Here is a 20,724-nt window from a genome sequence, read left to right as displayed (position 1 = left end):
GGTGTGCGGCGGGCCGAAGGGCCGGCCTAGATGCCTAGCCCTCCGGCCTTGACGGCGTTCACGAACGTCGACCACTCGCCCGGAGAGACGACGAGTACCGGTCCCGCGAGGTTCTTGCTGTCCCTGACTCCGACGACTTCTCGAAGATTCGACGCCACCTCAACGCAGTTGCCTCCGGTGTTGCCACTGCGCGAGCTCTTCACCCATGCGGCCTTGGAGAGGTCCAGATTCAGGTCTCTTGCTTCCGCTGCCATTGGTCTCTTACTTCCTTAATCATTTGGAGGGATGGACCAGGGCGGTACGCCTCTGCTCGTATCCTGTCATATTGCCCCCAGACGGCGGCCACAAGTTCATGCGCGGCGGATACCTCACCTGTCCCCGCAGACTCTATGGACACGGCCGTCGGCGCGTCCGGCAATTCCGCGATCGTGAAGCTCGACAACAACCCGTCCGTACACGGACTGTCGAAAGGGACGATCTGAACTCGCACGGCGGAGCGGTCGGCGATGTCCACCAGGTAGTCGAGCTGTTCGGCCATCACCGCCGCGCCTCCGATGGGACGGTTGAGGACCGACTCCTCGATCAGAACCCACAATTCCGGCGGATTGTCGCGTTCGAGAATCAGCTTGCGCCGCATGCGGGTCGTCACCCGCTCCTGGATCTCCACCTCTGGGGCCGCGCGGCCACCTCGGAAGACGGCTCGCGCGTAGCTCTCGGTCTGAAGCAGGCCGGGAATGAGCAGGGGATCCCAACTGCGCAGGATGCGGGCGCGGGGTTCGATCTCGTCGGCCCACTCGATGAACCAGCCAGGACCGCTGGACGGAGAAGTGACCGAGCGGCAGAGGCGGCGGAAGAGGTCACCTGTTCCGAACACTTCATCACACCGGGCCGCCAGGTCTGGCTTAGGAGTCCTGTCGCCGATCTCGATGTGTGCCACCAGCGACGACGAGCACCCCAGGCGTTTACCGAGCGCGACCTGAGTCAGATCCACCTCTTTGCGGGCACGGGCCAGTTCCCTGCCGAATCGCTGGAGCGGCGTTAGTCGGGGATCAAACGTATTCGCCATGTTCGTCCATGTTCATCTCGCCCCTTTCACTGACGCCACTGACAGATTTATGACAATCCACCCCCAACAGTGGAGCTATTTGTGGCCCTATTGTCCAGTGATACCGCCCTTACTTCAAGCCACTCACAGGCACTCTAGAAGCGCAGGGGCGCTGCACACATGTCCACCTGACACAAAATGGACACCCCTGCCAGCGCGCTCGCCAATTACTGACAGCCGGGAGGCGATCTGTGAGCGGAACCAAATATGAAACGACATGAATCCGGCCATATGCATCCAGAAGAAAGGGAAGAGATGGTCACGGCCAAGAAAGGAAGCCCTCGGACTACAGGGGAACAGCGGTTCTACCACCTCGTCCGGCTGGCCTGGGCTCTGAACAGGCGGGGGCTGCGGGCGGTGGTGGATCTTCCCCTTAAGAGCGAGCCGGTGCTGGTGGTGCCTCGGGAGGGCGGAGTGCTGCGGGTCATGGCGTTCTCGCACAAGGGGGCCTGGGTTTACACCTGGGGCAGGGGTCAGGGGCAGCGGGTCCAGGTGTCGGCGGACGACGCGGCGGACCGTATCTGGGAGGTCGCGCAGTGACGACGCTCGAACTCCTCGGGAAGGCCGACCTTCTCGGAACCCCCGGCTCGATCATGCTCGCGCGGATGTACGTGCGCGAGGTCCTGCTGAGGGCCGGGCATCCGGCCGTGGACGACATCGTGCTCCTCGCGGCCGAGCTCGTCGGGAACGCGATCAAGCACGCACGGTCGGGCAGCAGGCCCGGCGGCGTGGTCAACCTGATGGTGTACGCGGACGCCCGGACGGTACGGGTCGAGGTTGCCGACGAGGGCTCGTCCGACACGATCCCGCAGATCCCCGCCCAGACCGACCCCATGAGCGAGAGCGGCCGAGGCCTGTGGCTGGTCCGCGAACTGTCATCGGCCTGGGGCTGGCAGCAGAACGACACGGGCCGCACGGTCTGGTTCGAGGTCTCCACGCCGAGTACTCCACCGGGAGACTCCGCCGACAAGGCACGGGACGGTACATGAGCCCGTACGTCGGCTGGCCGCGTACATCGGCCCCAGTGGCAGGCGCAGGGGTCGCTTCCGGGAGGCGGCGAGCAGTTCGTCTCATTCCGTGAGCCGTAGTCGGGTCGTGGGGGGCGTTCGGCTCGTCAGTAGTGGGAACGAGTAAACGCCGACGGGTGAGACGCCGGTCGCACGCCAGGATCCTCTGCGAGGAGGGCGAAAGGCGGATTCGCGATCCTTAGCCTTCGGGACATGGCAAAAGGCAGGCGGCGGTGGCCGCGTATCGTCCTCCGGTTCGTGTTGGCGCTCGCGCTGGTGGCGGCGGCGGGTTTCGGATACGAGACGATCGCACGATCCGGGGACGATGAGCGCTGGCCGCCGCCGGGACGGCTGATCGCGGTCGAGGGCCACCGCATGCGTCTGTACTGCTCGGGACGGGGCGGGCCGACCGTCGTACTGGAGGCGGGGCTCGGCGAGTCGAGCGCGAGCTGGGCCGGAATTCAACCACGGCTCGCCCGGCACGGCCGGGTGTGCAGCTACGACCGGGCCGGGTACGCGTGGAGCGAGGACGGCCCGGCGCCGCGCACCGCCGGGCGCGCCGCACGGGAACTGCACGCGCTGCTCGCGGCGGCCGGGGAGTCCGGGCCGTACGTCCTGGTCGGGCACTCCTACGGCGGAGCGGTCGTGCGCCTGTTCGCCGCCGACCGGCCCAGGGAGACGGCCGGGCTGGTGCTCGTGGACGTCATGGACGAGACCGGCACCGCCGAGCTTGGCGCGGCCAAGCCCTTCCTCGCCGTGCAGTTCACGCTCTACCAAGCCGCCGCGCGCCTCGGCCTGGTCAGGCTGCTCGGCGATGCCCTCACGCCGTCGGGAGCGCCGGAGGCTGCCCGCAGGGCCGCCCCGATCGTGTACGGCGCGGGCACCATGGCGGCCGCCCGCGCCGAAGGCCTGGCGTCTCTCGACAGCGCGGCCGAAGTGCGGGCGACCGTGCGCCCGGGGGCGTGGCGTGACATGCCAGTGGTCGTGATCGCCGCCGCCGGGCAGTCGGATCAGGTGCTGGGCCACTACCGCGACCTGGCCGCCCTCTCCACGCGGGGCCGGCTGGTGGTGGCGAACTCGCCCGAACACTACGTGCAGTACGCCGAGCCACGCCTGGTACTGGACTCGATCCAGGAGGTCGTCACAGCGGCACGACGAACCAAGTAGGTATATCCGCGGTGGACGCCCCGGCCCAAGCCCGGCACGAACGGTGACCAATCCGCCACCGGCTGCCTGGACGCCGTGCCGAGATCCCGTCCCCGGACACGCGCGCACACTACGCCTGCCTTTCCAGCGGTCGCCGTGCTGCTCAGGCGGGATCAGCCGTGATGGTGGCACGGATGGCCTGGGCGAGCTCTTCAGGCAGGGGATACGGGGATTCCCGGGGAGGCATGTCCTTGACGTCCCGGCAGTCGCGCAGCGCCTGTCGAATGTCACTGACCTGGTCGGTGAGGTCAATGATCGCCAGGACCCATCGATCGAGGTAGCGGGCGACGACGTCGCCGGACAGACCCACTTGGATCGATCGGTAGGGCAGGGGATTGTGGTGTATCGGGTGCGCGGGTGCGTCCCCTGACTAAAACTCTTTGCGTGGCGGGCCCCGAGTGCCTAGCGTTGTTGCTCTCTATGTGCGCGGAGGATTTGCCCTGTCTGCGGCTTTGAGTCAAAAGATCGGAGGTGCGGAGCGGAATGACTTGTCACCTCCACGCACTCTGCTTCGATGCGAACGATCCGCTCCGTCTCGCGCGCTTCTGGGCCGGCGTCCTGGGCTGGGAGATGGCCGACAACCCCGAAGACGGCATCGCGCTCCTGCCGAGCGATGACACCGGGTTCCGGATCCGGTTTCTTCCGACTCAGGAGCAGAAGACCGGCCAGAACCAGATGCACTTCGATCTGACGAGCACGTCCCTCGAGGACCAGCAGCAGACGGTGGCGAAGGCGCTCGGACTCGGCGCTCGGCACATCGACATCGGTCAACGCCTGGAGGAGGGTCATGTCGTGCTCGCGGACCCCGAAGGCAACGAGTTCTGCGTCATCGAGCCGGGCAACAAATTCCTCGCCGACTGCGGATTCATCGGAGCGCTCGCGTGCGACGGTTCGCAGGAGGTCGGGTACTTCTGGAGCGAGGCGCTGGGCTGGCCGTTGGTCTGGGATCAGGACCAAGAGACCGCGATTCGCTCGCCGCACGGCGGTCCGAAGATCACCTGGGGCGGTCCGCCGCTGATGCCGAAGGCCGGCAAGAACCGGCTGCATTTCGACCTCTCTCCGCCTGCCCACGGTGATCAGCAAGCGGAGGTCGACCGTCTCATCTCTCTGGGGGCGACTCGCGTCGACATCGGCCAGGACGAGGTCGGCTGGGTGGTCATGGCCGATCCCGATGGCCATGAGTTCTGTGTGCTGCCCCCGCGATAGCGCGACCAGATCCCGGGTAGCCGGTGACACGCACGATCGCTCCGGGGAACGGCTCAGTCACATTCGGGCTTGGGACGCGGTTGACGAACTCCTCGACCATTTCGCCCGCGGATTCGCCCGACGCCGCCCTGCTCACCCCCGCCGACCGGCGCGGCCTGACCCCGCTGTTCTGGCAGCACGTGCGCCCCTACGGCGAGGTCCGGCTCGACCTGAACGCCCGGCCGAGCATTGGCACCCTGGGAGCGAGCCAGCGGACGCCCTATCACTCGGGGTGGCGGGATTCCTTTGCGGGGCCGGCTCCAGGTAGATCCCGTGACGCCCGTGCGGTCGCGGCGATCAGGTGGCCTGGCCGCGGGCGATGTAGAGGTTCATGTCGGTGAAGTCGAGGGTGATGTTGTAGGGCTTGAAGAAGCAGTGGAAGAAGGCGGCCGGCACGCCGAACCCGAAGGGGGCGAGCTCGGCCTGTGAGTGCGTCTCGCAGTAGATGTCCTTGGCGGCAGCGTCGCCGAGGCGGATCTCCTTGGGGTAGCAGGGGTAGGTGACGGCTGGGTGGCTATGGGCAAAGGTCCCGATCGGGCGGTCGTAGTCGCTGCGGATCCCCAACCGCTCGGCCGTGTCCCCGAACACGACCGCGGCCATCTCGCCCCTTCCGCCGAAGTTCACGCCCACCACCCCTGTGCGGGAGCCGGCGACGCCGGCGATGCTGCCCCTGCTGTGCAGATATTGCTCACGGACCAGCCACAGCGGCAGGGGCTCGGCGCCCGCCCGTGTGGCGGCGGCGCGCGCCTTCCTGGCCGTTTCGGGAGTGCGGCGGCGCAGGATCAGCTGCCGGCCCGCGTAGTCGAAGGTGGTCAGCAAGTGATAGAAGACCCACGTGCCGATCATGCCGTCGGCGTCGGTGTCGACATCTTCGCCCGACTCCGTCGCCGACCAGCCCACGGGGACGTTGCGTAGTTCGATGCCGCCCAGCTTGAAGGAGTCCAGTATCCCGTAGTACGCCCAGATGGTGCCGCCCTCGAAATCGATCTTCTGACTGGCGACGGGGCTCAGCCCGGCCTCCTTGGCTACCGTCGCGGTCAAGCCCAGATTCGGGGCGCCGGTGTAGAACGTGAAGCGCTTCGTTGGTCCGCCGTTGACCGAGGCCTCTACCAGCGGCATCGGGTCCATCTGCTGCAATGGCAACCGCGCGATGTCGCCGTGGATCTGATACGGCTCGCCGCGGACCGCCGCGAACCACTTGGCGTAGCTGTCCTCGCCAGCGGCTTGCCAGTGTGGTGCGGACAGGGAGAATTTGTCCTGCCGGATGTAGCAGTCGGCCAGGTAGTAGTTGGTGTCCTTGTCGTCGGGCGCCAACTGGAGGGCCATCTTGAGGTATTTCTCGGCGTCGGGGAACTGGTTGGCCAGGAGCCCGACAAAGCCGCGCCGACGGGCCGCGTGCAGGTTCGCGGGGTCTGTTTTCAGGATCTCCTCGTAGGCGCGGCCGGCCTGCTCGAACTTTCCGGCCTTGAACAGCGCGTCGGCGGCACCGCTACCGGCTTTCGCCGTGGCCGCCCCGCCTAGCAGCGGCGCGGTCGCGGCGGCACCGGCCAGCACGGTGGCGCCCCGCAGCAGCGAACGCCGGTCCCATTGTCTGTCATCAGCCATGTCTTCTCCTTCTCGTGATCACCTTCGCCGTGACTTTCTGTCCGACGGACGGTCACAGCAGCTCCGGCCGGCTCATCTCGCCCTGCTTGCTGAGGGCGACGCCGGGGCCACCCGGGCCGCACGGCATCGTCCTGATGCGGGCGGCCCAGATCGGTGGCCGCGCGCCGGGCCGGGGCCACCTCGATGGCCGGCCCGTCCGGCTTCGACCAGCCGACCCGATACCGTCACCGTGCCGCAGGACCGCCTCCGGCCGGTCCGGACACGGCCCCTCCACGTTCCAGTCCGCGGTGGACGGTTCGGGTCCGGGCCTGCTCAAGGCCCTCCCTCACGGCCGGTCATCCCCGATCAACAACACGCACGACACGCCGCCGGGTTTCGCCGCACGCTCGGTAACTCACCGCAGCTCGCCCGCCGACCCCATCCACTGTCGACCGGTCGTGTCTCCGCCTCGTCCGCGCCGTGTCATGGTCGTGTCACGACCGCAAACGACGGTGGCAGCCGTCGAGAAACCGCGGCATGCGGCAGACAACGCGCGCACATTCGGCACCAATCGTGGTTGGTGATGAACGAGCCACGCGCCCTTCCACTCGACGCCCTCGCCGAAGACGGCTACGACGAGCTGTTCCAGGAGAAGATCTCCAGCCGCCTGCGCGGGGACCGTCCCGAATTCGCCGCCGCCCTGGCCGCGCTGCGCCCCTGCGACACGCTCAAGTTCTGGAAGTCCGACCGGTGGGGCCGCTCGGCCGGGCACGTGGTCACCGTGGTCACCGAGCTACGCGAGCGCGGCCCCGCACCCGGCTGCGCCGGGTTCCGCTCACACCGTGACGACGACCTTGCCCGCCGCATGGCCTTTCTCCTGGTAGGCGACGGCCGTGGGGATGTCCTCGAAACCGTAGGTGCGGTCGATGACGGGGGTGATGTCGCCGTTCTCGATGAGGTCGGTGAGCGTTGTCAGGTTCTGCTTGATGGTCGTGCACCTGACGACGTCCGCGAGGACCGCCCGGCGGGACATGAGCGGCGACAGGGCGATCACGCCGAACATGTGGCCGACGGGCTGGAACCAGCGGCCGGCAGGGCCGCCGACCAGGACGTGCCTTCCCTCGCGGGTCAGCGCGCGGCGGCACGCCCACACCGGGTGGCCGCCCGCGATGTCCAGCAGGACGTCGTAGCGCCGCCCGTCGCGGGTGAAGTCGCTCGTCCGGTAGTCGATGACGTCCTTCGCGCCGAGCGAGCGGACCAACTCCAGGTTGCGCGGGCCGCACACGCCGGTGACCTCGGCGCCGAACGCCTTGGCGATCTGCACGGCGAACGTGCCCACGCCGCCCGAGGCCCCGTTGACCAGGACCTTCTGCCCCGGCTCGACGTGTCCCCCGTCGCGCAGGCCGATCAGGGCGGTGCCGGCCGCCAGCGGCACCGCCGCCGCCTGCTCGAACGAGAGGTTCTCGGGCTTGCGGGCCAGCTCGGTCTCCCGTACGCATACGTACTCGGCGAAACCGCCCTGCTTGGGCATCGCGAACACCTCGTCGCCGGGGCGGAACCCGGTCACGTCCTTCCCGACCGCCACGACCTCCCCCGCCACGTCGGCGCCCAGGATCCTGATCTTCGGGCCGCGCAGCCCGGGCCCGCCGCCCATGAGGCGCGCGACGTACGGCTGCCCGCGCATGAGATGCCAGTCGTAGGGCTGGACGGAGGTCGCGCGCACCCGGACCAGCACCTCGTCGCCGCCGGGCGCGGGCGTGGCGACATCGGTGAGTTCGAGCGCGGCCGGTGAACCGTACGCGCGTAAGACGAAAGCCTTCATCGGGGTTCTCCTCGTCCACGAGGTGGGGATGAGGAGAAGTGTCCCGAAGACCCGTGCGCGGGACCACGGCCGGAAGTACGACACCGTGGTCGGCCTATGGGCCGGCCGCGCCGCGCCTTACCCGGCCGGCACGGGGACGGGCGACACGGCGTCCAGTCGGCCGGTGGCGGGGACCCTCCCGGTGCGGATGAACGCCGTCTGCAGCGCGATCACGCAGGACGCCGCGTTCCCGCCGCTCTCAGGGATGTGTGCCCGCTGTTGGGCACGACGATAATCCGCGAATACCTCAAGTCAGGGTGGTACAACGCCCAGCGCCTGCACACCGCCATCGGCTGCGTCCCGCCCAACGAGTACGAAGCCGACTACTACACTGACACCAACCCCACCAGGCTGTTACAGCCAGATGATCAGCCTCCATCAAAGTCGGCGCGCTTCACTCCTGGATTAATGGCCCAAGTCAACGAAAATGTCCTCGTGTCTAATCAGCTGTTGGTGTACCGGCTTCGTCCAACTCGAAGGCAACTGTTCTGGGAACTGGTGACACCCCTGTCGCCATGCTTGCCATTGTCGGCCTGATCAGGCTGTTCGGTGTGCCGCTAGACACGAGCATTGCGATCCCGCTTAGCCTGGCCTACATCTCACCGTCGATGCTGCGTATCGCAGCACGTCGCCAGGCGGCCCACCTCGCTGAACTCCACGAGGGGCATTTCGTCGTATCGGTCCGCGACAAGACATACGAAATCCCAGCCGGGACTCTGCGCTCCGTCCGGCTCAAGCGATTGACCCTTATGGCCGTGTTCGAGGGACCGGAGGGCAGCTTCCTCGTCGATTCATCCTACGTGCAACTCCTCGAGCCGAAGGACCTGGACAATGGACCTCTCGGGACGGCTCGGCCATCACACGGTTTCATCGATCTAACTCGCAGACTGTGGGACCTTAACCGCGGCTTGAGTCCCGCCAACCGCTTAACCGACAAGACCCTTCGGCGTTACGGTGCGGAACTTGTCGAATTGAGCCCCTAGAGATCACGGGCGCTCTGCCCCGGCCGTGTACGTGCCATCCCGGCGCATGACCGCGAGTTCGTCATACGGCGAGTCGGTCAGCGCCCTGTTCGACGCCCCTGACCCGCGCGGACCGGGCATGCTCCCCCGCGCGGGGAACCGGGGAGAGCAGGACCGGCACGGGCCTGCCGGCGCACTCCCTCGCGAGCGGGAATCGTGCTCGTTGGCCAGATGGACGAATAATCCGCCCGTCTTAGGTAGCGGCGGACGAATTGCCTGCCCCCTCCCTTGTCATACCGTTGCGGCAAACATCCCCGGAGGGCTGGTACGTGTCCGTTGATCTTCATCACTGCGCCGTGGTCGCCGACGACCCGCTGACCGAGGACGACCTCGTCGAGATCCTCGGCCGCGACGCGCTCCGGCCGTTCCGCGCGGAGCCGGGGCGGTCGCGGTGAACTTCGGCCTGATGCTCCAGGACCTTGAGGAGCTCGTCGTCTGCGAGTCGTTCTCCGCCGACCACCAGGCCGTGGCCCGCAGCGCCGGCGTGGTCGCCGACCAGGGGTTCAGACGGCTCGGCGCGCACCCGGAGACGATCGTGATCGACGGGGTCAGCCACCTGCGGTGGACCTTCGGCACGCCCCGGGTGCTGCTGCTCGGCCACCATGACACCGTCTGGCCGATCGGCTCGCTTCGCGAGCACCCCTGGTCGGTGGCGGACGGGGTCGCCCGCGGACCGGGCGTCTTCGACATGAAGGCCGGGCTGGTGCAGATATTCCACGCGCTGGCGGCTCTGCCCTCCCTTGAGGGGGTGTGCGTGCTGGTCACCGGGGACGAGGAGCTCGGCGCCCCCACCTCCCGCGCGCTGATCGAGGGCGCGGCGCGCGGGTGCGCGGCGGCGTTCGTGACGGAGGCGTCCGCCGACGGCGGCGCGCTCAAGACGGCCCGCAAGGGCATGTCCGCCTACCAGATCACCGTCCACGGGAGGGCCGCGCACGCGGGCCTCGAACCACAGGCGGGCGCCAACGCCGCCGTCGAGCTGGCCCACCAGATCATCGCGCTCGGCGCGATGGGCGACGGCGCGACCACGGTCACCCCGACCGTGCTGTCCGGCGGGACGACGACCAACACCGTGCCCGCGCTGGCCTCGGTGTCGGTGGACGTGCGCGTCCCCACCTCCGAGAGGCAGAAGCTGGTGGACGAGCAGGTGCGGGCCCTGACCTCCCGCCTCGCGGGGACACGGCTGCTGGTGAGCGGAGGACCGAACCGGCCGCCGCTGGAGGCCGCCTCCTCGGCGCGCCTGTTCGAGCTGGCGTGCCGGATCGCCGAGGATCTTGGCATGCCGCCGTTGCGAGGCGTGGCCGTGGGAGGCGTCTCCGACGGCAACCTCACCGCGGGCGTCGGGTGTCCCACGCTCGACGGGCTGGGCGCCGTCGGCGGCGGCGCGCACGCGGCGCACGAGCACACGCTCGTCACGGAGATGCCCGGCCGTACGCGCCTGCTGACCGAACTGGTCCGGGCGGTGCTCGGATGAGCGGCGTCGTGCTGCGCGAGCTCCACTCCATCGAGGAGTTCGAAGCCGTCGTCCGGCTTTTCGACGACATCTGGCATCCCGACCCGGGCAACAGGCCCATCACCGTCGAGCTCTTGCGTGCGCTGTCGCACGCGGGCAACTACGTGGCCGGAGCCTACGAGGGAGATCGCCTGACCGGCGCCTCGGTCGGTTTCCTGGCGGCCCCGGCCGGGCGGGGGCTCCACTCGCACATCACCGGGGCCTCCAACGGCCGCGGGGTCGGCTTCGCGCTCAAGCTGCACCAGCGCGAGTGGGCGCTCAGCCGCGGCCTTGATCGGATCACCTGGACCTTCGACCCGCTGGTGCGCCGCAACGCCCACTTCAACCTGACCAAGCTCGGCGCGCGCCCCGAGGCGTACCTGCCGTCGTTCTACGGCGCCATGGAGGACGCGATCAACGCGGGGGACGCGTCGGACCGCATGCTCGCCATGTGGCGGCTGACCGAGCCGCACGTGCTGGCCGCCGTCCGGTGCGAGCCGTACCCGCCGCGGGTTCCACCGGACGCGGCGGTCGGGCTGGCCGACCGCGACGGATGGCCGATCCCCGGCCGCACCGACGCCGGGACGATCCTCGTGGCGGTGCCGGGCGACATCGAGACCCTGCGCCGCACCGACCCCGGCGCGGCCAAGGCGTGGCGGCTCGCCGTACGGGACGTGCTCGGCGGCCTCCTGGGAGAGGGCTGCCGGATCACCGGCTTCCACAGCAAGTCGTGCTACGTCGTGGAACGCACGGTCTGATATCCCGGAGACAGGCGGACCGGCCCCGGCCGAACCGGCGGGAGGCGCCACGCGGACCGCGCAACAGTTCTAGACAGCCGCCCGGCCGGCGGCCGTATCGGAGGGAGACGCGGCGAGAGGCCGCACACATCATGAAGATCACTGGATTCGAACTGCGGCGGATCGCGATGCCGCTGGTGGCGCCGTTCCGTACCTCGTTCGGCACCGAGACCGAACGCGACGTGCTGCTCGTGCGGGTCGTCACGCCCGACTCGGAGGGCTGGGGCGAGTGCGTGGCCATGTCAGAGCCGCTCTACTCCTCCGAGTACGTCGACGGCGCCGCCGAGGTACTGCGGCGCTTCCTCATCCCCGCCCTGCGGGCCAACACCGACGCCTACGGAGCGAACCGGGCCATGGCGCCGTTCAAGGGGCACCGGATGGCCAAGGCCGCCCTGGAGACGGCCGTCCTGGACGCCCAGCTCCGCGCGGGCGGCCAGCCACTCGCCTCCTTCCTCGGCGCAGCCAGGGACCGGGTGCCCTGCGGGGTTTCGGTCGGCATCATGAACTCCATCCCCGAACTGCTCGACGCCGTCGAGGGCTACCTGTCCGAGGGCTACATCCGGATCAAGCTGAAGATCGAGCCCGGCTGGGACCTCGAGCCCGTGCGCGCCGTGCGCGAGCGCTTCGGGCCCGACGTGCCGCTCCAGGTCGACGCCAACGCCGCCTACACCCTGGCCGACGCCCCCCACCTGGCCAAGCTCGACGCCTTCGACCTGCTCCTCATCGAGCAGCCGCTGGCCAACGACGACATGGTCCAGCACGCCGCGCTCGCCCGTAAGATCACCACGCCGATCTGCCTGGACGAGTCGATCGAGTCGGCCGAGCACGCCGCCGCCGCGATCACCCTCGGCGCCTGCTCGATCATCAACGTCAAGCCCGGCCGCATCGGCGGCTACCTGGAGGCCCGCCGCGTCCACGACCTGGCCCGCGCCCACGGCGTCGCCCTGTGGTGCGGCGGCATGCTGGAGACGGGCATCGGCCGCGCCGCCAACGTCGCCCTGGCCGCCCTGCCCGGTTTCACCCTGCCCGGCGACACCTCCGCCTCACGCCGCTACTACGCCACCGACATCACCCCTCCGTTCGAGCTGAGCGACGGCCACCTCGACGTCCCCACAGGTCCTGGCATCGGCGTCGACCCCGTACCGGACATCCTCGAAGAGGTCACCACCTCCACCGAGTGGATCAGCACGTAGAAGCCGCCCCGGGCCGTCGTCGCACTCCCGGTCCGCCGAACCTCCGGCGGACCGCGGGGAACCTTCGAGCCGAACACCCCCGGCGCCCGGCCTTGGGACTCCAGGAGGTGAGGGCCCGGACGAGAACGAGCCGCTCACCGGATCAGAACCGGTAGCGGACGATTTGCGCTCGACGGCCTGTTCGGCGAGCGGGTCGCGCAACACGGGATCGGCGGACCGGCTGTGCACCGCCCGCCCGTAGAGCGTCGCGAGCAGCGTCGCCGGAAAGCAGGGTCTCGGCCGCCTGGGAGGCCAGGTCGAGGCAGCCCGTGTCGCCCGTGGCGCGGGCCGTGGCCAGCAGGAAGGCCCCGACTCCGGCGACGCCGTGGGCGAAGCCGTAGTGGACGAGGCCGGCGAGTTCGGAGGCGAAGTCCCGCTCGACCGGCCACAGGATGCGACCGTCATGACGGCGGGCGGCGGCGGTGACCGCGCGTGCGGCCTGGCGGGCCCGATCCAGGAACGTCTCGTCCCGTGTGGCCTCCCAGAACCGGAGCTGGGTGAGCCCGGCCCCGGACGTGCCATGGCAGACGTCGGGGTTCGGCCAGGCGAGCGGGACGCGCCGGGCCAGGTCCCCGGCCAGGCCGACGATGTCGTCGTCGCCCAGCGCCTGCCCGGCCTCCAGCAGCGCCCAGGCGGTGCCCGACCGGCCGAAGTGCAGTCCCGGCAGGGCTCGCGGCTCGCGCGGCAGGTGGCGGGCGAGCCAGGCGGCCGCCGTCGCCATCGCGTCCCGCAGGGCCGGGTCCGGACGGACGTCATGGGCGCGGGTGAGGACGCCGAGCACCCCCGCGGCTCCGTGCTGGACGTTGAGCGGATCGGTGTCCGCGCCGAACCCGGCCGTCGCCCAGAGCCGGCCGGAGTCGCCTGGATCCATGGTGGCCAGCAGGTGCCCGGTCGCGTCCGCGATCATCCGGTCGAGGTCCGCGGTACCGGGACGCGCGGCCGGCGTGGCTCCGTCGCCCGCGTCCGCACCCTCACGCCCGTCGAGGAGGGCGCGTACGGTCTCGAGCCGCGGGCGCCGCGCCGGGTCCGGGTGCAACAGCGGGACGATGACCGGCGCCAGCCACCGGGCGACGGGGTTGACTACGGCGAGGTGACGGAGCAGGGCGGCGGCGCGCTCCTGGACCGGCCGGGTCGAAGGCTCGTCCTTCGCGAACAGGGGATCCGCCCCGCCTGCGAGGTAGTACAGGGTGGCTCCCAGGCTGTAGAGGTCGGCGTCCTGCGCGGGGGCGGCGCAGATCGGCTCCATGGCGACCTGCTCGGGTGCGGCGTACCCCGGCGTGTACGCCCGGAGGACCCGATCCCCCGGTCTGGCCAGCGTCTCCAGGTCGATCAGGCGAAGGCCGGCGTCATCCGTCACCATGATGTTGTTGGGGGTGAAGTCCCGGAGCACCAGCCCCTCGGCGTGCACGAGTTCGACCAGGTCGACCAGGCCCCGGGCGATCCGCCGCGCGGTGTCCGCCGGCGGCCCCCATCCCTCGCCCTCGTCAGGCTCGATGGCGTCCGGCACCCACTGCCGGAGTGTGACGCCCTGGATCGCCTCCTGCGCCAGGAACAGGTCGCCCTGCTGCTCGAACACCTCGACCAGGCGTGCCGTCGCGCCGGAGTGCTGGATGACCTCCCGCACCAGGTACCGGCCGTTGAGGAGGACCGGCTGCGGCGTCCCGCCCTCGGTGCCGGGCGCCGGGGCGGGGAGCCGCCCGGTGAACGGGTCCCGCGGCGCCCACCGCGGCGGGGAGAACCAGGCCTTGCGCTGATCCAGCGCGAGGCTCCCGTCGGGGCGACGAGCATCGCCTCGTAAGCACCGTCGTTGCCCAGCATCGGCACCCCGCCGAACACCCCGTACCGGTAGTGGACGAGGCTACCCGGCCGGTAGGGCCGGTCGGACAGGATGCCGGGACCGGGCAGACCCACCGTCGCCCGGTGGAGCCCTTCGGCCAGGTCCCGCAACCGGTCTTCGCCGCCGCAGGGGTAGACCGTGATGAACTTGCCGCCCCCGCCCCGGTCGTAGGTGCCGGACACGAGCTGCTCGACCAGATCTAGGCTCCGGGCGAACTTGAACGCGGTTCCGTGGCGTACGAGGATCTCGGCACATCTGGTCAGCACCACCGGCGCCGACAGGGGTGTCGCCGAGATATGGAGCTTCCACCCCTGCACCTGGGGACGCCCGCCGGGCGGCCGCGCGTGGCACCAGAACTCCTTGGGCTCCACGTGCCAGTCGTGCGCCCGCCGGCGGTCCAGCGCCGCCCGGACGCCGTCCACCAGCAGGTTCTCGTCGCCGCGCGCGACCCCCGGCGCCCGGCCGGCGTCCGTGACCTCGACATCCATGATCTGCTCCCCGCGTTGAAACGTCCCACAGCGACCGGACGCTCCCGGTTCGGCCCGCCTGCCCAGGGTGAGCGGTGCGAGGGCGCGGCGTCTTAGGGGCGAACCCGAATCCGGTCCCCGAAGATTTCGGGCGGTCAGGGCTCAGACGCGACGCCACCCCACCGGAGATCTGGTGACGCGCCTGACCGGGAACTCCGCGACCGCCGCGACCCTCGTCCCCGGCCAGGTCAACGCCGCGGTGGCCGGTGTGACCTCCCTCGGCGGGCTGGTCGCCCTGTGGCTGGTCGACTGGCGGCTGGGCGCGGTCTTCGTCGTCATGGTGATCCCGCTGCTGCTGGTGCTCCGGCTCCTCCTGCGACGCGTCACCGTCAGCTACGGCGAGTACCTCGAACGGCAGGGGGACATCGCGGCCCGTCTCACCGACGCGCTCTCGGGCAGCAGGACCATCCGCGCCTGCGGCACCACCTGGCGGGAGATCCACCGCGTGCTCGAGCCGCTGCCCGGCCTGGCCAAGGCGGGGCTGGCGACATGGCAGGCACAGCGCAACACCTTCTGGCAGGTCGATCTGGCGCTGACCGCGCTCCGGGTCGCCGTGCTGATCGCCGCCGGCCTCGGGGTCGCCGATGGGCGGCTTTCCGCGGGACGGTTCCTGGAGGCCGCCCTCTACCTGTCCTACGCTCTCGGTTTCCTGGAGCAGGTCGACGGCCTGGTGCATCTGGCCGATGCCCGGGCGAACGCCGGCCGCGTCTTCGATGTGCTGTCCGCGCGCCCGCACCCGCGTCCACGCGGCGGAGCCGCCGCGATTGCCGGGATCCTCCCGCCCGGACCGGGAGCGCTGTCCTTCCGGCGGGTCTCGGTGCGGCATGGCGACCGGACCGTGCTGCGCGCGGTCGACCTCGACATCCCGCCCGGCGCCGCGGTCGCGCTGGTGGGGCGGTCCGGGGCGGGCAAGACCACCCTGGCCCTGCTGGCCGGCCGGCTCGCCGATCCCGACGAGGGAGAGATCGTCCTCGACGGGGTTCGCGTGGACGCGATCGAGCCGCGGGCTCTGCGGCGCGAGGTCGCCTACGCCTTCGACCGCCCCGTACTGCTCGGCCGGACCGTCCGCGACGCCCTGGCCTACGGGCTCGAGAACACGAGCGACGCGCGGATCCTGCCCGCGGTCACGGTCGCGCACGCCGACGGTTTCCTGCGCCTGCTGCCCGAGGGGATCGACACCCCACTCGCGGCCACGCACCTGTCCGGCGGAGAGTTACAACGTCTCGGCCTGGCCCGCGCGGTGGCGCACGGAGGCCGTGTCCTGGTGCTGGACGACGCCACCTCCAGCCTCGACACGGTCACCGAGGCCCAGGTCACGCAGGCGCTCACCGAGGGACCGACCGGCCGTACCCGGCTCGTGGTCGCCCACCGGGCGGCCACCGCGGCGCGCGCCGACCTGGTGGCCTGGCTGGACGAGGGGAGGATCCGTGCGCTCGCCCCCCATGCGCGCCTGTGGATGGAGGAGCCGGACTACCGGGCGGTGTTCGCCGCCGAGCCGCGATCGCACGAGAACGACCTCAACGAGGACACGCCATGAGCGCCAGACCGCCGGCGCGTCGCGCCCGCCGCCTGAACCGTCCCGGCCGCGCCCTGCTCCTCCGGGAACTGCGCCGGCGCCGGGGAACCCTGGCGCGCATCGCCCTGTGGTCGCTCGCGGAGTCGGTGCCGGCCCTGCTGTCCGGCCTCCTGATCTCCGCCGCGCTGGACCGCTTCCTGGCCCGCGACGTCACCGCCGGGGTCGCCGCCCTCACCCTCCTGCTGGTGGCCGCGGCGGCGGGGGCGGTGGCCACCTACCGCGTGCTCCCCATGCTCGCGGCGATCGTCGAGCCGGTGCGCGACGCGTTCGTCACCGCGGTGGTCGAGGGCGCCATCGCCACGTCGGTCCGCTCGGCGTCCCGCCCCGACGCCGCGCGCGTCGCCCAGCTCACCGAGCAGGTGCACACGGTGCGGAACATTCTGTTCGCCCTGATGCGTTCGGCGCGCCAGGTCGTCTTCACCTCGTTGGCCGCCCTGATCGGGCTCGCGCTGATCGCCCCTCTGGCCGCACTGGTCACCGGCGCATTGATGGGCGTCTCCCTGACGCTGTTCGCGCTGCTGCTGCGCCGCCTGGTCGGCCGGCAGAGGGCGGTGCTGCTGGCCGAGGAGGAGGTCGCGCGCCGGGGAGGGGAGGTCTTCGGCGGCCTGCGCGACGCGATCGCCTGCGCCGCGGAGGACCGGGCCGCCGAAGAGGTGGGCCACGCGGTCCAGGCCGAGGCGGCGGTCACCCGCGAGCTGGCCCGGACCACCGTTCTGCGAAGCCCGCTGGTGTTCCTCGGGGGGCAACTACCCCTCGTGGTGCTCCTGGCGGCCGCCCCGTGGCTGTTGCGCGGAGGTCACCTCACCGTCGCGGAGCTGGTCGGCGCGGCCACCTACCTGACGGTCCGCATCGAACCGGCTCTGCGCGGCCTGTTCGGCACGATGGGCGCCTGGGGCATCGAACTGGTGGTCACCCTCGACCGCCTGGGAGAGGGATTCGCCGAGCCCGATCCCCTCCCCGAGGAGACCACTTCGGAGCCTTCCCGGTACGACCTGCGGATACGCGACCTCACCTTCGCCCACGGACCGCACGCGGCCGCGATCTTCCGGAGCTTGGACCTCACCGTCCCCGAAGGGGAGCACATCGCAGTCGTCGGGCCCAGCGGGATCGGCAAGTCGACGCTCTCCAGCCTCCTCATCGGGCTGCTGTCACCACAGCACGGATCGGTCCACCTCGGCGGTGTCGACGTCCAGGGGCGCGCGCGCGACCTGCGCCGCGTCCTGGCCCTCATCCCGCAGGAGGCGTACATCTTCGCGGGAACACTGCGCGACAACCTCACCTACCTCGCGCCGGACGCCACCGACCGCGACGTGGCCCACGCCGAACCGGCCGTACGCCCCGATCCGCCGTACGGCCGGTTCGGTGCCGCCCGGAGCCGGCGCCGTGAGGTCCGGCGCGCCCCTTCGCCGGCTGAAGCCGTGCCGGAAAAAGTGCACCGCGTCCCCGGTCCCTCCCGGTCTCGGAATCCGAGGCCGGGTGTCCTTTCGCCCCGCCCGTGGCGACGCCGGAGCGGAAACCTGGCGGAGGCCCGTGCGCTGCTCTTCGAGGGAATGGAGATCGCCCAGCGCTGTCACGCGTCTCCTCTCGTGAAGGCGGCGCGCAGCGAACTCGCCGCCGCCGGGACTCGTCCCAGGCGTGCCTATCTCACCGGTCCCGAGTCGCTCACTCCGAGCGAGGTGCGGGTCGTCGGGCTGGCCGCGGAAGGCCTGACCAACAGCCAGATCGCTCAGCGCCTCTATGTCACGATCAAAACCGTCGAGGTCCACCTCTCGAACGCCTACCACAAGCTGGGTGTCAGGCGTCGCCACCAGCTGCGCGACAAGCTGGCCACGAGCAACGGCTGAGAGGCCGGGGCCGCGAGACTTCCGCGCTACGCGGTTTCCGTCGTGCGGGCGCTGTCGCGGAGTTGCGCCACCGCGCGGGCGATGAGGTCGCCGCGGCGCCGGTCCTCACCGGCGTGGACGACGATGCGCCGCAGGACGGTGGGCCGGATCACGGGCCTGGCGACGAGTCCGCCGGAGAGTTCCGCGACGGCCAGGCGCGGCAGGACGGTGACTCCGATGCCCGTCTCCACCAGTCGCAGCGCCGCCCGGTGATCGTCCAAGCGGGCGGCGTAGCGCGGCGTGAAGCCAGCGACTCTGCAGGCGCTCAAGATGATCTGTCCGATCGGGCTGTCGTAGATGTCGTGATCCACCCAGGGTTCGCCTTCGAGGTCCCGGAGAGCGACTTCGCGGGCATTGGCGAGCGGGTGCGCGTGCGGGACCACGGCGACGAGCTCCTCGACGGTGAGTTCGTGACGCCGGTAGCCGTCCAGGTGCACTTCGGCTCCGTCGGCGGGCTCGGTTCGGATGTCGAGGTCCGGTTGCCGGCGGCCGCGCCCGTCGAGGGGTTCGTTGAGGCTGATCTCGACGGTGAGGTTCGGCCGGTACCGGCGAACGGTTCGCACGACATCGGGTATCCACCGCTCGACCGCGGAAGCGAAGCAGGCGATCGCCAGATGCTGCGCCTGACCGCCCCGCAGATCGGCGACTACGCGTTCGAGGCGTTCGAAGTCGGCGAGGAGCGGCTGGGCCTGATCTGCCAGGTGCCGTGCGGCATCGGTGGGGTCGATGCCGCGTCCTCGCTTCTCGAAGAGGATCAGCCCGGTTTCCTTCGCCAGAGCGGTCATGTGCTGGCTGATCGTCGCGGGCGAGTAGCTGAGGTTCCGTGCCGCCTTGTTGATCGACCCGGCCGCCAGGACCGCGCGCAGGATCGCGAGACGTTGCGGGTTGAGCATGGCACCAACCGTAAGGCAGGGCCGAATGGTCAGGGGCATTTGTTTGCTTGTTATAACTCTTACCGCCGATCGAAGATGGCATCTGGGCAAGACATCCGGCGTCGTCTCGGACGCGGGCAGAGAGGGTTGGCGATGGACACGACGTTTTGGGACGAGGCGGACCGCCTGCTGATCCGCTACGGATCGGGCTTCACCCCGCGGGTCATAGAACGCGCCTCTGGCGTGTATGTCTTCGATCGCCAGGGCGCACCGATTCTCGACTTCACCTCAGGGCAGATGAGTTCCATCCTCGGCCATGCGCACCCGGACATCGTGGCGACGGTCTCGTCCGCGGTCGCGTCGCTGGACCACCTCTACAGCGGCATGCTCAGCGCTCCGGTGGTGGAGTTCGCCGGCAGGCTCACCGCGACCCTGCCCCCCACGCTGGGCAAGACGTTGCTGCTCACCACGGGGGCCGAGGCGAACGAGGCCGCGATCAAGATGGCCAAGCTCTCCACCGGCCGCTATGAGATCGTTTCCTTCGACCGCTCCTGGCATGGAATGACCCAAGGGGCGGCCTCCGCGACCTTCTCGGCCGGGCGGCGCGGCTACGGTCCGCCGGCACCGGGGAACCTCGCCCTGCCCACGCCGAACGCCTACCGTTCGCCGTTCCGGTCCTCCGACGGGTCCCACGACTGGGAGGCCGAGCTCGCCTACGGCTTCGCTCTGGTCGACCAGCAGTCCGCCGGGAGTCTCGCCGCCTGCCTCATCGAGCCCATCCTGTCCTCGGGTGGGCTCATCGAGCTGCCGCCCGGGTATCTACGTCGCCTCAAAGAGATGTGCGACGAGCGCGGGATGCTGCTCATCCTCGACGAGGCGCAGACCGGTCTCGGCCGTACCGGGACGATGTACGCGTTCGAGCGTGACGGGGTCACCCCGGACATCCTGACGTTGTCGAAGACCCTCGGAGCCGGGTTGCCCGTGGCGGCCGTCGTCACGACGGCCGAGATCGAGCAGGTCTGCCACGACCGGGGGTTCCTCTTCTACACCACGCACGTCTCCGACCCGCTGGCGGCCGCCGTCGCGCTGACGGTCCTTGACGTCATCCACCGCGAGAACCTGGTCGAGCGTGCCGCGAGGCTGGGCGATCAGCTCACCGAGCGACTGCTGGCGCTTCACGACGGCTACGAAGTCGTCGGTGACATCCGCGGCCGTGGCCTGCTCCAAGGTGTCGAGCTCGTGCGGGACAAGAAGAGCAAGGCGCCCGCCGACGCGCTGGGCAGCGCGGTCACCTCGGCCTGCCTCGAACGGGGCCTGCACATGAACATCGTCCAGCTACCGGGCATGGGCGGCATCTTCCGCATAGCCCCGCCTCTCACGATCAGCGACGACGAGCTGCACACCGGCGTGGACATCCTCGAGGCGTCTCTCAGGGCCGTGCTCGACGACGCCGCCCGGTGACGTGAACGTCCGCAGTCGCG

Annotated in this window: 20 protein-coding genes and 1 pseudogene; 14 read left to right on the top strand and 7 right to left on the bottom strand. The window is 70.2% G+C overall.

The genetic code is table 11. The features are described from left to right. Positions 1–26: 26 nt before the first annotated feature. Positions 27–254, bottom strand: coding sequence for a DUF397 domain-containing protein (locus tag AB0M95_RS20505; RefSeq protein ID WP_358514406.1), 228 nt, complete (start codon positions 252–254; stop codon positions 27–29). After that, a complete protein-coding gene (locus tag AB0M95_RS20500) occupies positions 230–1,066 on the bottom strand; it encodes a helix-turn-helix transcriptional regulator (RefSeq protein WP_358514404.1) in 837 nt (278 codons plus the stop codon). The genes AB0M95_RS20505 and AB0M95_RS20500 overlap by 25 nt, the downstream gene beginning before the upstream one ends. A 294-nt stretch (positions 1,067–1,360) precedes the next feature. On the opposite strand from AB0M95_RS20500, the gene AB0M95_RS20495 reads away from it, so the two are divergent. The 3 genes from AB0M95_RS20495 to AB0M95_RS20485 all read left to right on the top strand — a co-directional run bounded on the left by AB0M95_RS20495 (position 1,361) and on the right by AB0M95_RS20485 (position 3,279). Further along, entirely contained in the window at positions 1,361–1,645 is a 285-nt protein-coding gene (locus AB0M95_RS20495) for a hypothetical protein (RefSeq protein WP_363766737.1), read from the top strand. After that, complete coding sequence (locus tag AB0M95_RS20490; protein WP_363766734.1) at positions 1,642–2,094, top strand: ATP-binding protein; 453 nt, start codon at positions 1,642–1,644, stop codon at positions 2,092–2,094. The genes AB0M95_RS20495 and AB0M95_RS20490 overlap by 4 nt, the downstream gene beginning before the upstream one ends. Positions 2,095–2,325: 231 nt before the next feature. Continuing rightward, positions 2,326–3,279, top strand: a complete 954-nt coding sequence (locus AB0M95_RS20485; protein ID WP_363766731.1) for an alpha/beta fold hydrolase — start codon at positions 2,326–2,328, stop codon at positions 3,277–3,279. 142 nt (positions 3,280–3,421) lie between these two features. Here AB0M95_RS20485 and AB0M95_RS20480 read toward each other — a convergent pair whose 3' ends face one another. Continuing rightward, a complete protein-coding gene (locus AB0M95_RS20480; protein ID WP_363766818.1) occupies positions 3,422–3,664 on the bottom strand; it encodes a DUF4291 family protein in 243 nt (80 codons plus the stop codon). 137 nt (positions 3,665–3,801) lie between these two features. Here AB0M95_RS20480 and AB0M95_RS20475 point away from each other — a divergent pair, with 137 nt between their 5' ends. Then, complete coding sequence (locus tag AB0M95_RS20475) at positions 3,802–4,524, top strand: VOC family protein (protein ID WP_363766728.1); 723 nt, start codon at positions 3,802–3,804, stop codon at positions 4,522–4,524. Between the two features lie 336 nt (positions 4,525–4,860). Here AB0M95_RS20475 and AB0M95_RS20470 read toward each other — a convergent pair whose 3' ends face one another. After that, positions 4,861–6,168 (bottom strand): aspartyl protease family protein, encoded by a 1,308-nt coding sequence (locus AB0M95_RS20470; RefSeq protein WP_363766726.1) that lies wholly within the window; start codon positions 6,166–6,168, stop codon positions 4,861–4,863. On the opposite strand from AB0M95_RS20470, the pseudogene AB0M95_RS20465 reads away from it, so the two are divergent. Next, a pseudogene (locus AB0M95_RS20465) lies at positions 6,167–6,895 on the top strand (hypothetical protein); the annotation flags it as partial. The gene AB0M95_RS20470 and the pseudogene AB0M95_RS20465 sit on opposite strands and share 2 nt — an antisense overlap. An 87-nt stretch (positions 6,896–6,982) precedes the next feature. Here the strand turns inward: AB0M95_RS20465 and AB0M95_RS20460 are convergent. After that, positions 6,983–7,969, bottom strand: a complete 987-nt coding sequence (locus AB0M95_RS20460; RefSeq protein WP_363766724.1) for an NAD(P)-dependent alcohol dehydrogenase — start codon at positions 7,967–7,969, stop codon at positions 6,983–6,985. Positions 7,970–8,523: 554 nt separating this feature from the next. Here AB0M95_RS20460 and AB0M95_RS20455 point away from each other — a divergent pair. The 5 genes from AB0M95_RS20455 to menC all read left to right on the top strand — a co-directional run bounded on the left by AB0M95_RS20455 (position 8,524) and on the right by menC (position 12,509). After that, positions 8,524–8,991: a hypothetical protein gene (locus AB0M95_RS20455; RefSeq protein ID WP_363766721.1), complete on the top strand. Its 468-nt coding sequence runs from the start codon at positions 8,524–8,526 to the stop codon at positions 8,989–8,991. A 308-nt stretch (positions 8,992–9,299) separates the two neighbouring features. Then, positions 9,300–9,425, top strand: a complete 126-nt coding sequence (locus AB0M95_RS20450) for a hypothetical protein (RefSeq protein WP_358514392.1) — start codon at positions 9,300–9,302, stop codon at positions 9,423–9,425. After that, positions 9,422–10,501, top strand: a complete 1,080-nt coding sequence (locus AB0M95_RS20445) for a M20 family metallopeptidase (protein WP_363766718.1) — start codon at positions 9,422–9,424, stop codon at positions 10,499–10,501. Before AB0M95_RS20450 ends, AB0M95_RS20445 begins: the two co-directional genes overlap by 4 nt. Beyond that, entirely contained in the window at positions 10,498–11,277 is a 780-nt protein-coding gene (locus AB0M95_RS20440; protein ID WP_363766715.1) for a GNAT family N-acetyltransferase, read from the top strand. The genes AB0M95_RS20445 and AB0M95_RS20440 overlap by 4 nt, the downstream gene beginning before the upstream one ends. A 131-nt stretch (positions 11,278–11,408) precedes the next feature. Next, a complete protein-coding gene (menC, locus tag AB0M95_RS20435) occupies positions 11,409–12,509 on the top strand; it encodes an o-succinylbenzoate synthase (protein ID WP_363766713.1) in 1,101 nt (366 codons plus the stop codon). Between the two features lie 142 nt (positions 12,510–12,651). Here the strand turns inward: menC and AB0M95_RS20430 are convergent, their stop codons facing one another. Then, entirely contained in the window at positions 12,652–14,172 is a 1,521-nt protein-coding gene (locus AB0M95_RS20430) for a lanthionine synthetase LanC family protein (RefSeq protein ID WP_363766711.1), read from the bottom strand. A gap of 509 nt (positions 14,173–14,681) precedes the next feature. Between AB0M95_RS20430 and AB0M95_RS20425 the strand changes: the two genes are divergently transcribed. From AB0M95_RS20425 to AB0M95_RS20415, 3 genes are read left to right on the top strand one after another with little or no spacing between them, the layout of a single operon-like run. Continuing rightward, positions 14,682–14,969 carry a hypothetical protein gene (locus AB0M95_RS20425; protein ID WP_363766709.1) on the top strand — a complete coding sequence of 96 codons (288 nt, stop codon included), beginning with the start codon at positions 14,682–14,684 and terminating at the stop codon, positions 14,967–14,969. Continuing rightward, a complete protein-coding gene (locus tag AB0M95_RS20420; RefSeq protein ID WP_363766706.1) occupies positions 14,941–16,449 on the top strand; it encodes an ABC transporter ATP-binding protein in 1,509 nt (502 codons plus the stop codon). Before AB0M95_RS20425 ends, AB0M95_RS20420 begins: the two co-directional genes overlap by 29 nt. After that, a complete protein-coding gene (locus tag AB0M95_RS20415; protein WP_363766704.1) occupies positions 16,446–18,332 on the top strand; it encodes an ATP-binding cassette domain-containing protein in 1,887 nt (628 codons plus the stop codon). Before AB0M95_RS20420 ends, AB0M95_RS20415 begins: the two co-directional genes overlap by 4 nt. Positions 18,333–18,358: 26 nt before the next feature. Here AB0M95_RS20415 and AB0M95_RS20410 read toward each other — a convergent pair whose 3' ends face one another. Beyond that, positions 18,359–19,303: a LysR substrate-binding domain-containing protein gene (locus tag AB0M95_RS20410; protein ID WP_363766701.1), complete on the bottom strand. Its 945-nt coding sequence runs from the start codon at positions 19,301–19,303 to the stop codon at positions 18,359–18,361. A 93-nt stretch (positions 19,304–19,396) separates the two neighbouring features. On the opposite strand from AB0M95_RS20410, the gene AB0M95_RS20405 reads away from it, so the two are divergent. Further along, complete coding sequence (locus AB0M95_RS20405; protein ID WP_363766699.1) at positions 19,397–20,704, top strand: aspartate aminotransferase family protein; 1,308 nt, start codon at positions 19,397–19,399, stop codon at positions 20,702–20,704. Positions 20,705–20,724 lie beyond the last annotated feature (20 nt).

It is taken from the genome of Sphaerisporangium sp. NPDC051017 (assembly GCF_040683095.1).
GTDB lineage: Bacteria > Actinomycetota > Actinomycetes > Streptosporangiales > Streptosporangiaceae > Sphaerisporangium.
The sequence above is the reverse complement of the archived record's forward strand: the minus strand, read 5'-3'. Positions and strand labels throughout refer to the sequence as shown.

Excerpts from the sequence above, each read along its gene's own strand:
- AB0M95_RS20505 (WP_358514406.1), bottom strand. The coding sequence starts at position 254 with ATGGCAGCGGAAGCAAGAGACCTGAATCTGGACCTCTCCAAGGCCGCA.
- AB0M95_RS20500 (WP_358514404.1), bottom strand. The coding sequence starts at position 1,066 with ATGGCGAATACGTTTGATCCCCGACTAACGCCGCTCCAGCGATTCGGC.
- AB0M95_RS20495 (WP_363766737.1), top strand. The coding sequence starts at position 1,361 with ATGGTCACGGCCAAGAAAGGAAGCCCTCGGACTACAGGGGAACAGCGG.
- AB0M95_RS20485 (WP_363766731.1), top strand. The coding sequence starts at position 2,326 with ATGGCAAAAGGCAGGCGGCGGTGGCCGCGTATCGTCCTCCGGTTCGTG.
- AB0M95_RS20475 (WP_363766728.1), top strand. The coding sequence starts at position 3,802 with ATGACTTGTCACCTCCACGCACTCTGCTTCGATGCGAACGATCCGCTC.
- AB0M95_RS20470 (WP_363766726.1), bottom strand. The coding sequence starts at position 6,168 with ATGGCTGATGACAGACAATGGGACCGGCGTTCGCTGCTGCGGGGCGCC.
- AB0M95_RS20460 (WP_363766724.1), bottom strand. The coding sequence starts at position 7,969 with ATGAAGGCTTTCGTCTTACGCGCGTACGGTTCACCGGCCGCGCTCGAA.
- AB0M95_RS20455 (WP_363766721.1), top strand. The coding sequence starts at position 8,524 with ATGCTTGCCATTGTCGGCCTGATCAGGCTGTTCGGTGTGCCGCTAGAC.
- AB0M95_RS20440 (WP_363766715.1), top strand. The coding sequence starts at position 10,498 with ATGAGCGGCGTCGTGCTGCGCGAGCTCCACTCCATCGAGGAGTTCGAA.
- menC (WP_363766713.1), top strand. The coding sequence starts at position 11,409 with ATGAAGATCACTGGATTCGAACTGCGGCGGATCGCGATGCCGCTGGTG.
- AB0M95_RS20425 (WP_363766709.1), top strand. The coding sequence starts at position 14,682 with ATGGAGCTTCCACCCCTGCACCTGGGGACGCCCGCCGGGCGGCCGCGC.
- AB0M95_RS20415 (WP_363766704.1), top strand. The coding sequence starts at position 16,446 with ATGAGCGCCAGACCGCCGGCGCGTCGCGCCCGCCGCCTGAACCGTCCC.
- AB0M95_RS20410 (WP_363766701.1), bottom strand. The coding sequence starts at position 19,303 with ATGCCCCTGACCATTCGGCCCTGCCTTACGGTTGGTGCCATGCTCAAC.
- AB0M95_RS20405 (WP_363766699.1), top strand. The coding sequence starts at position 19,397 with ATGGACACGACGTTTTGGGACGAGGCGGACCGCCTGCTGATCCGCTAC.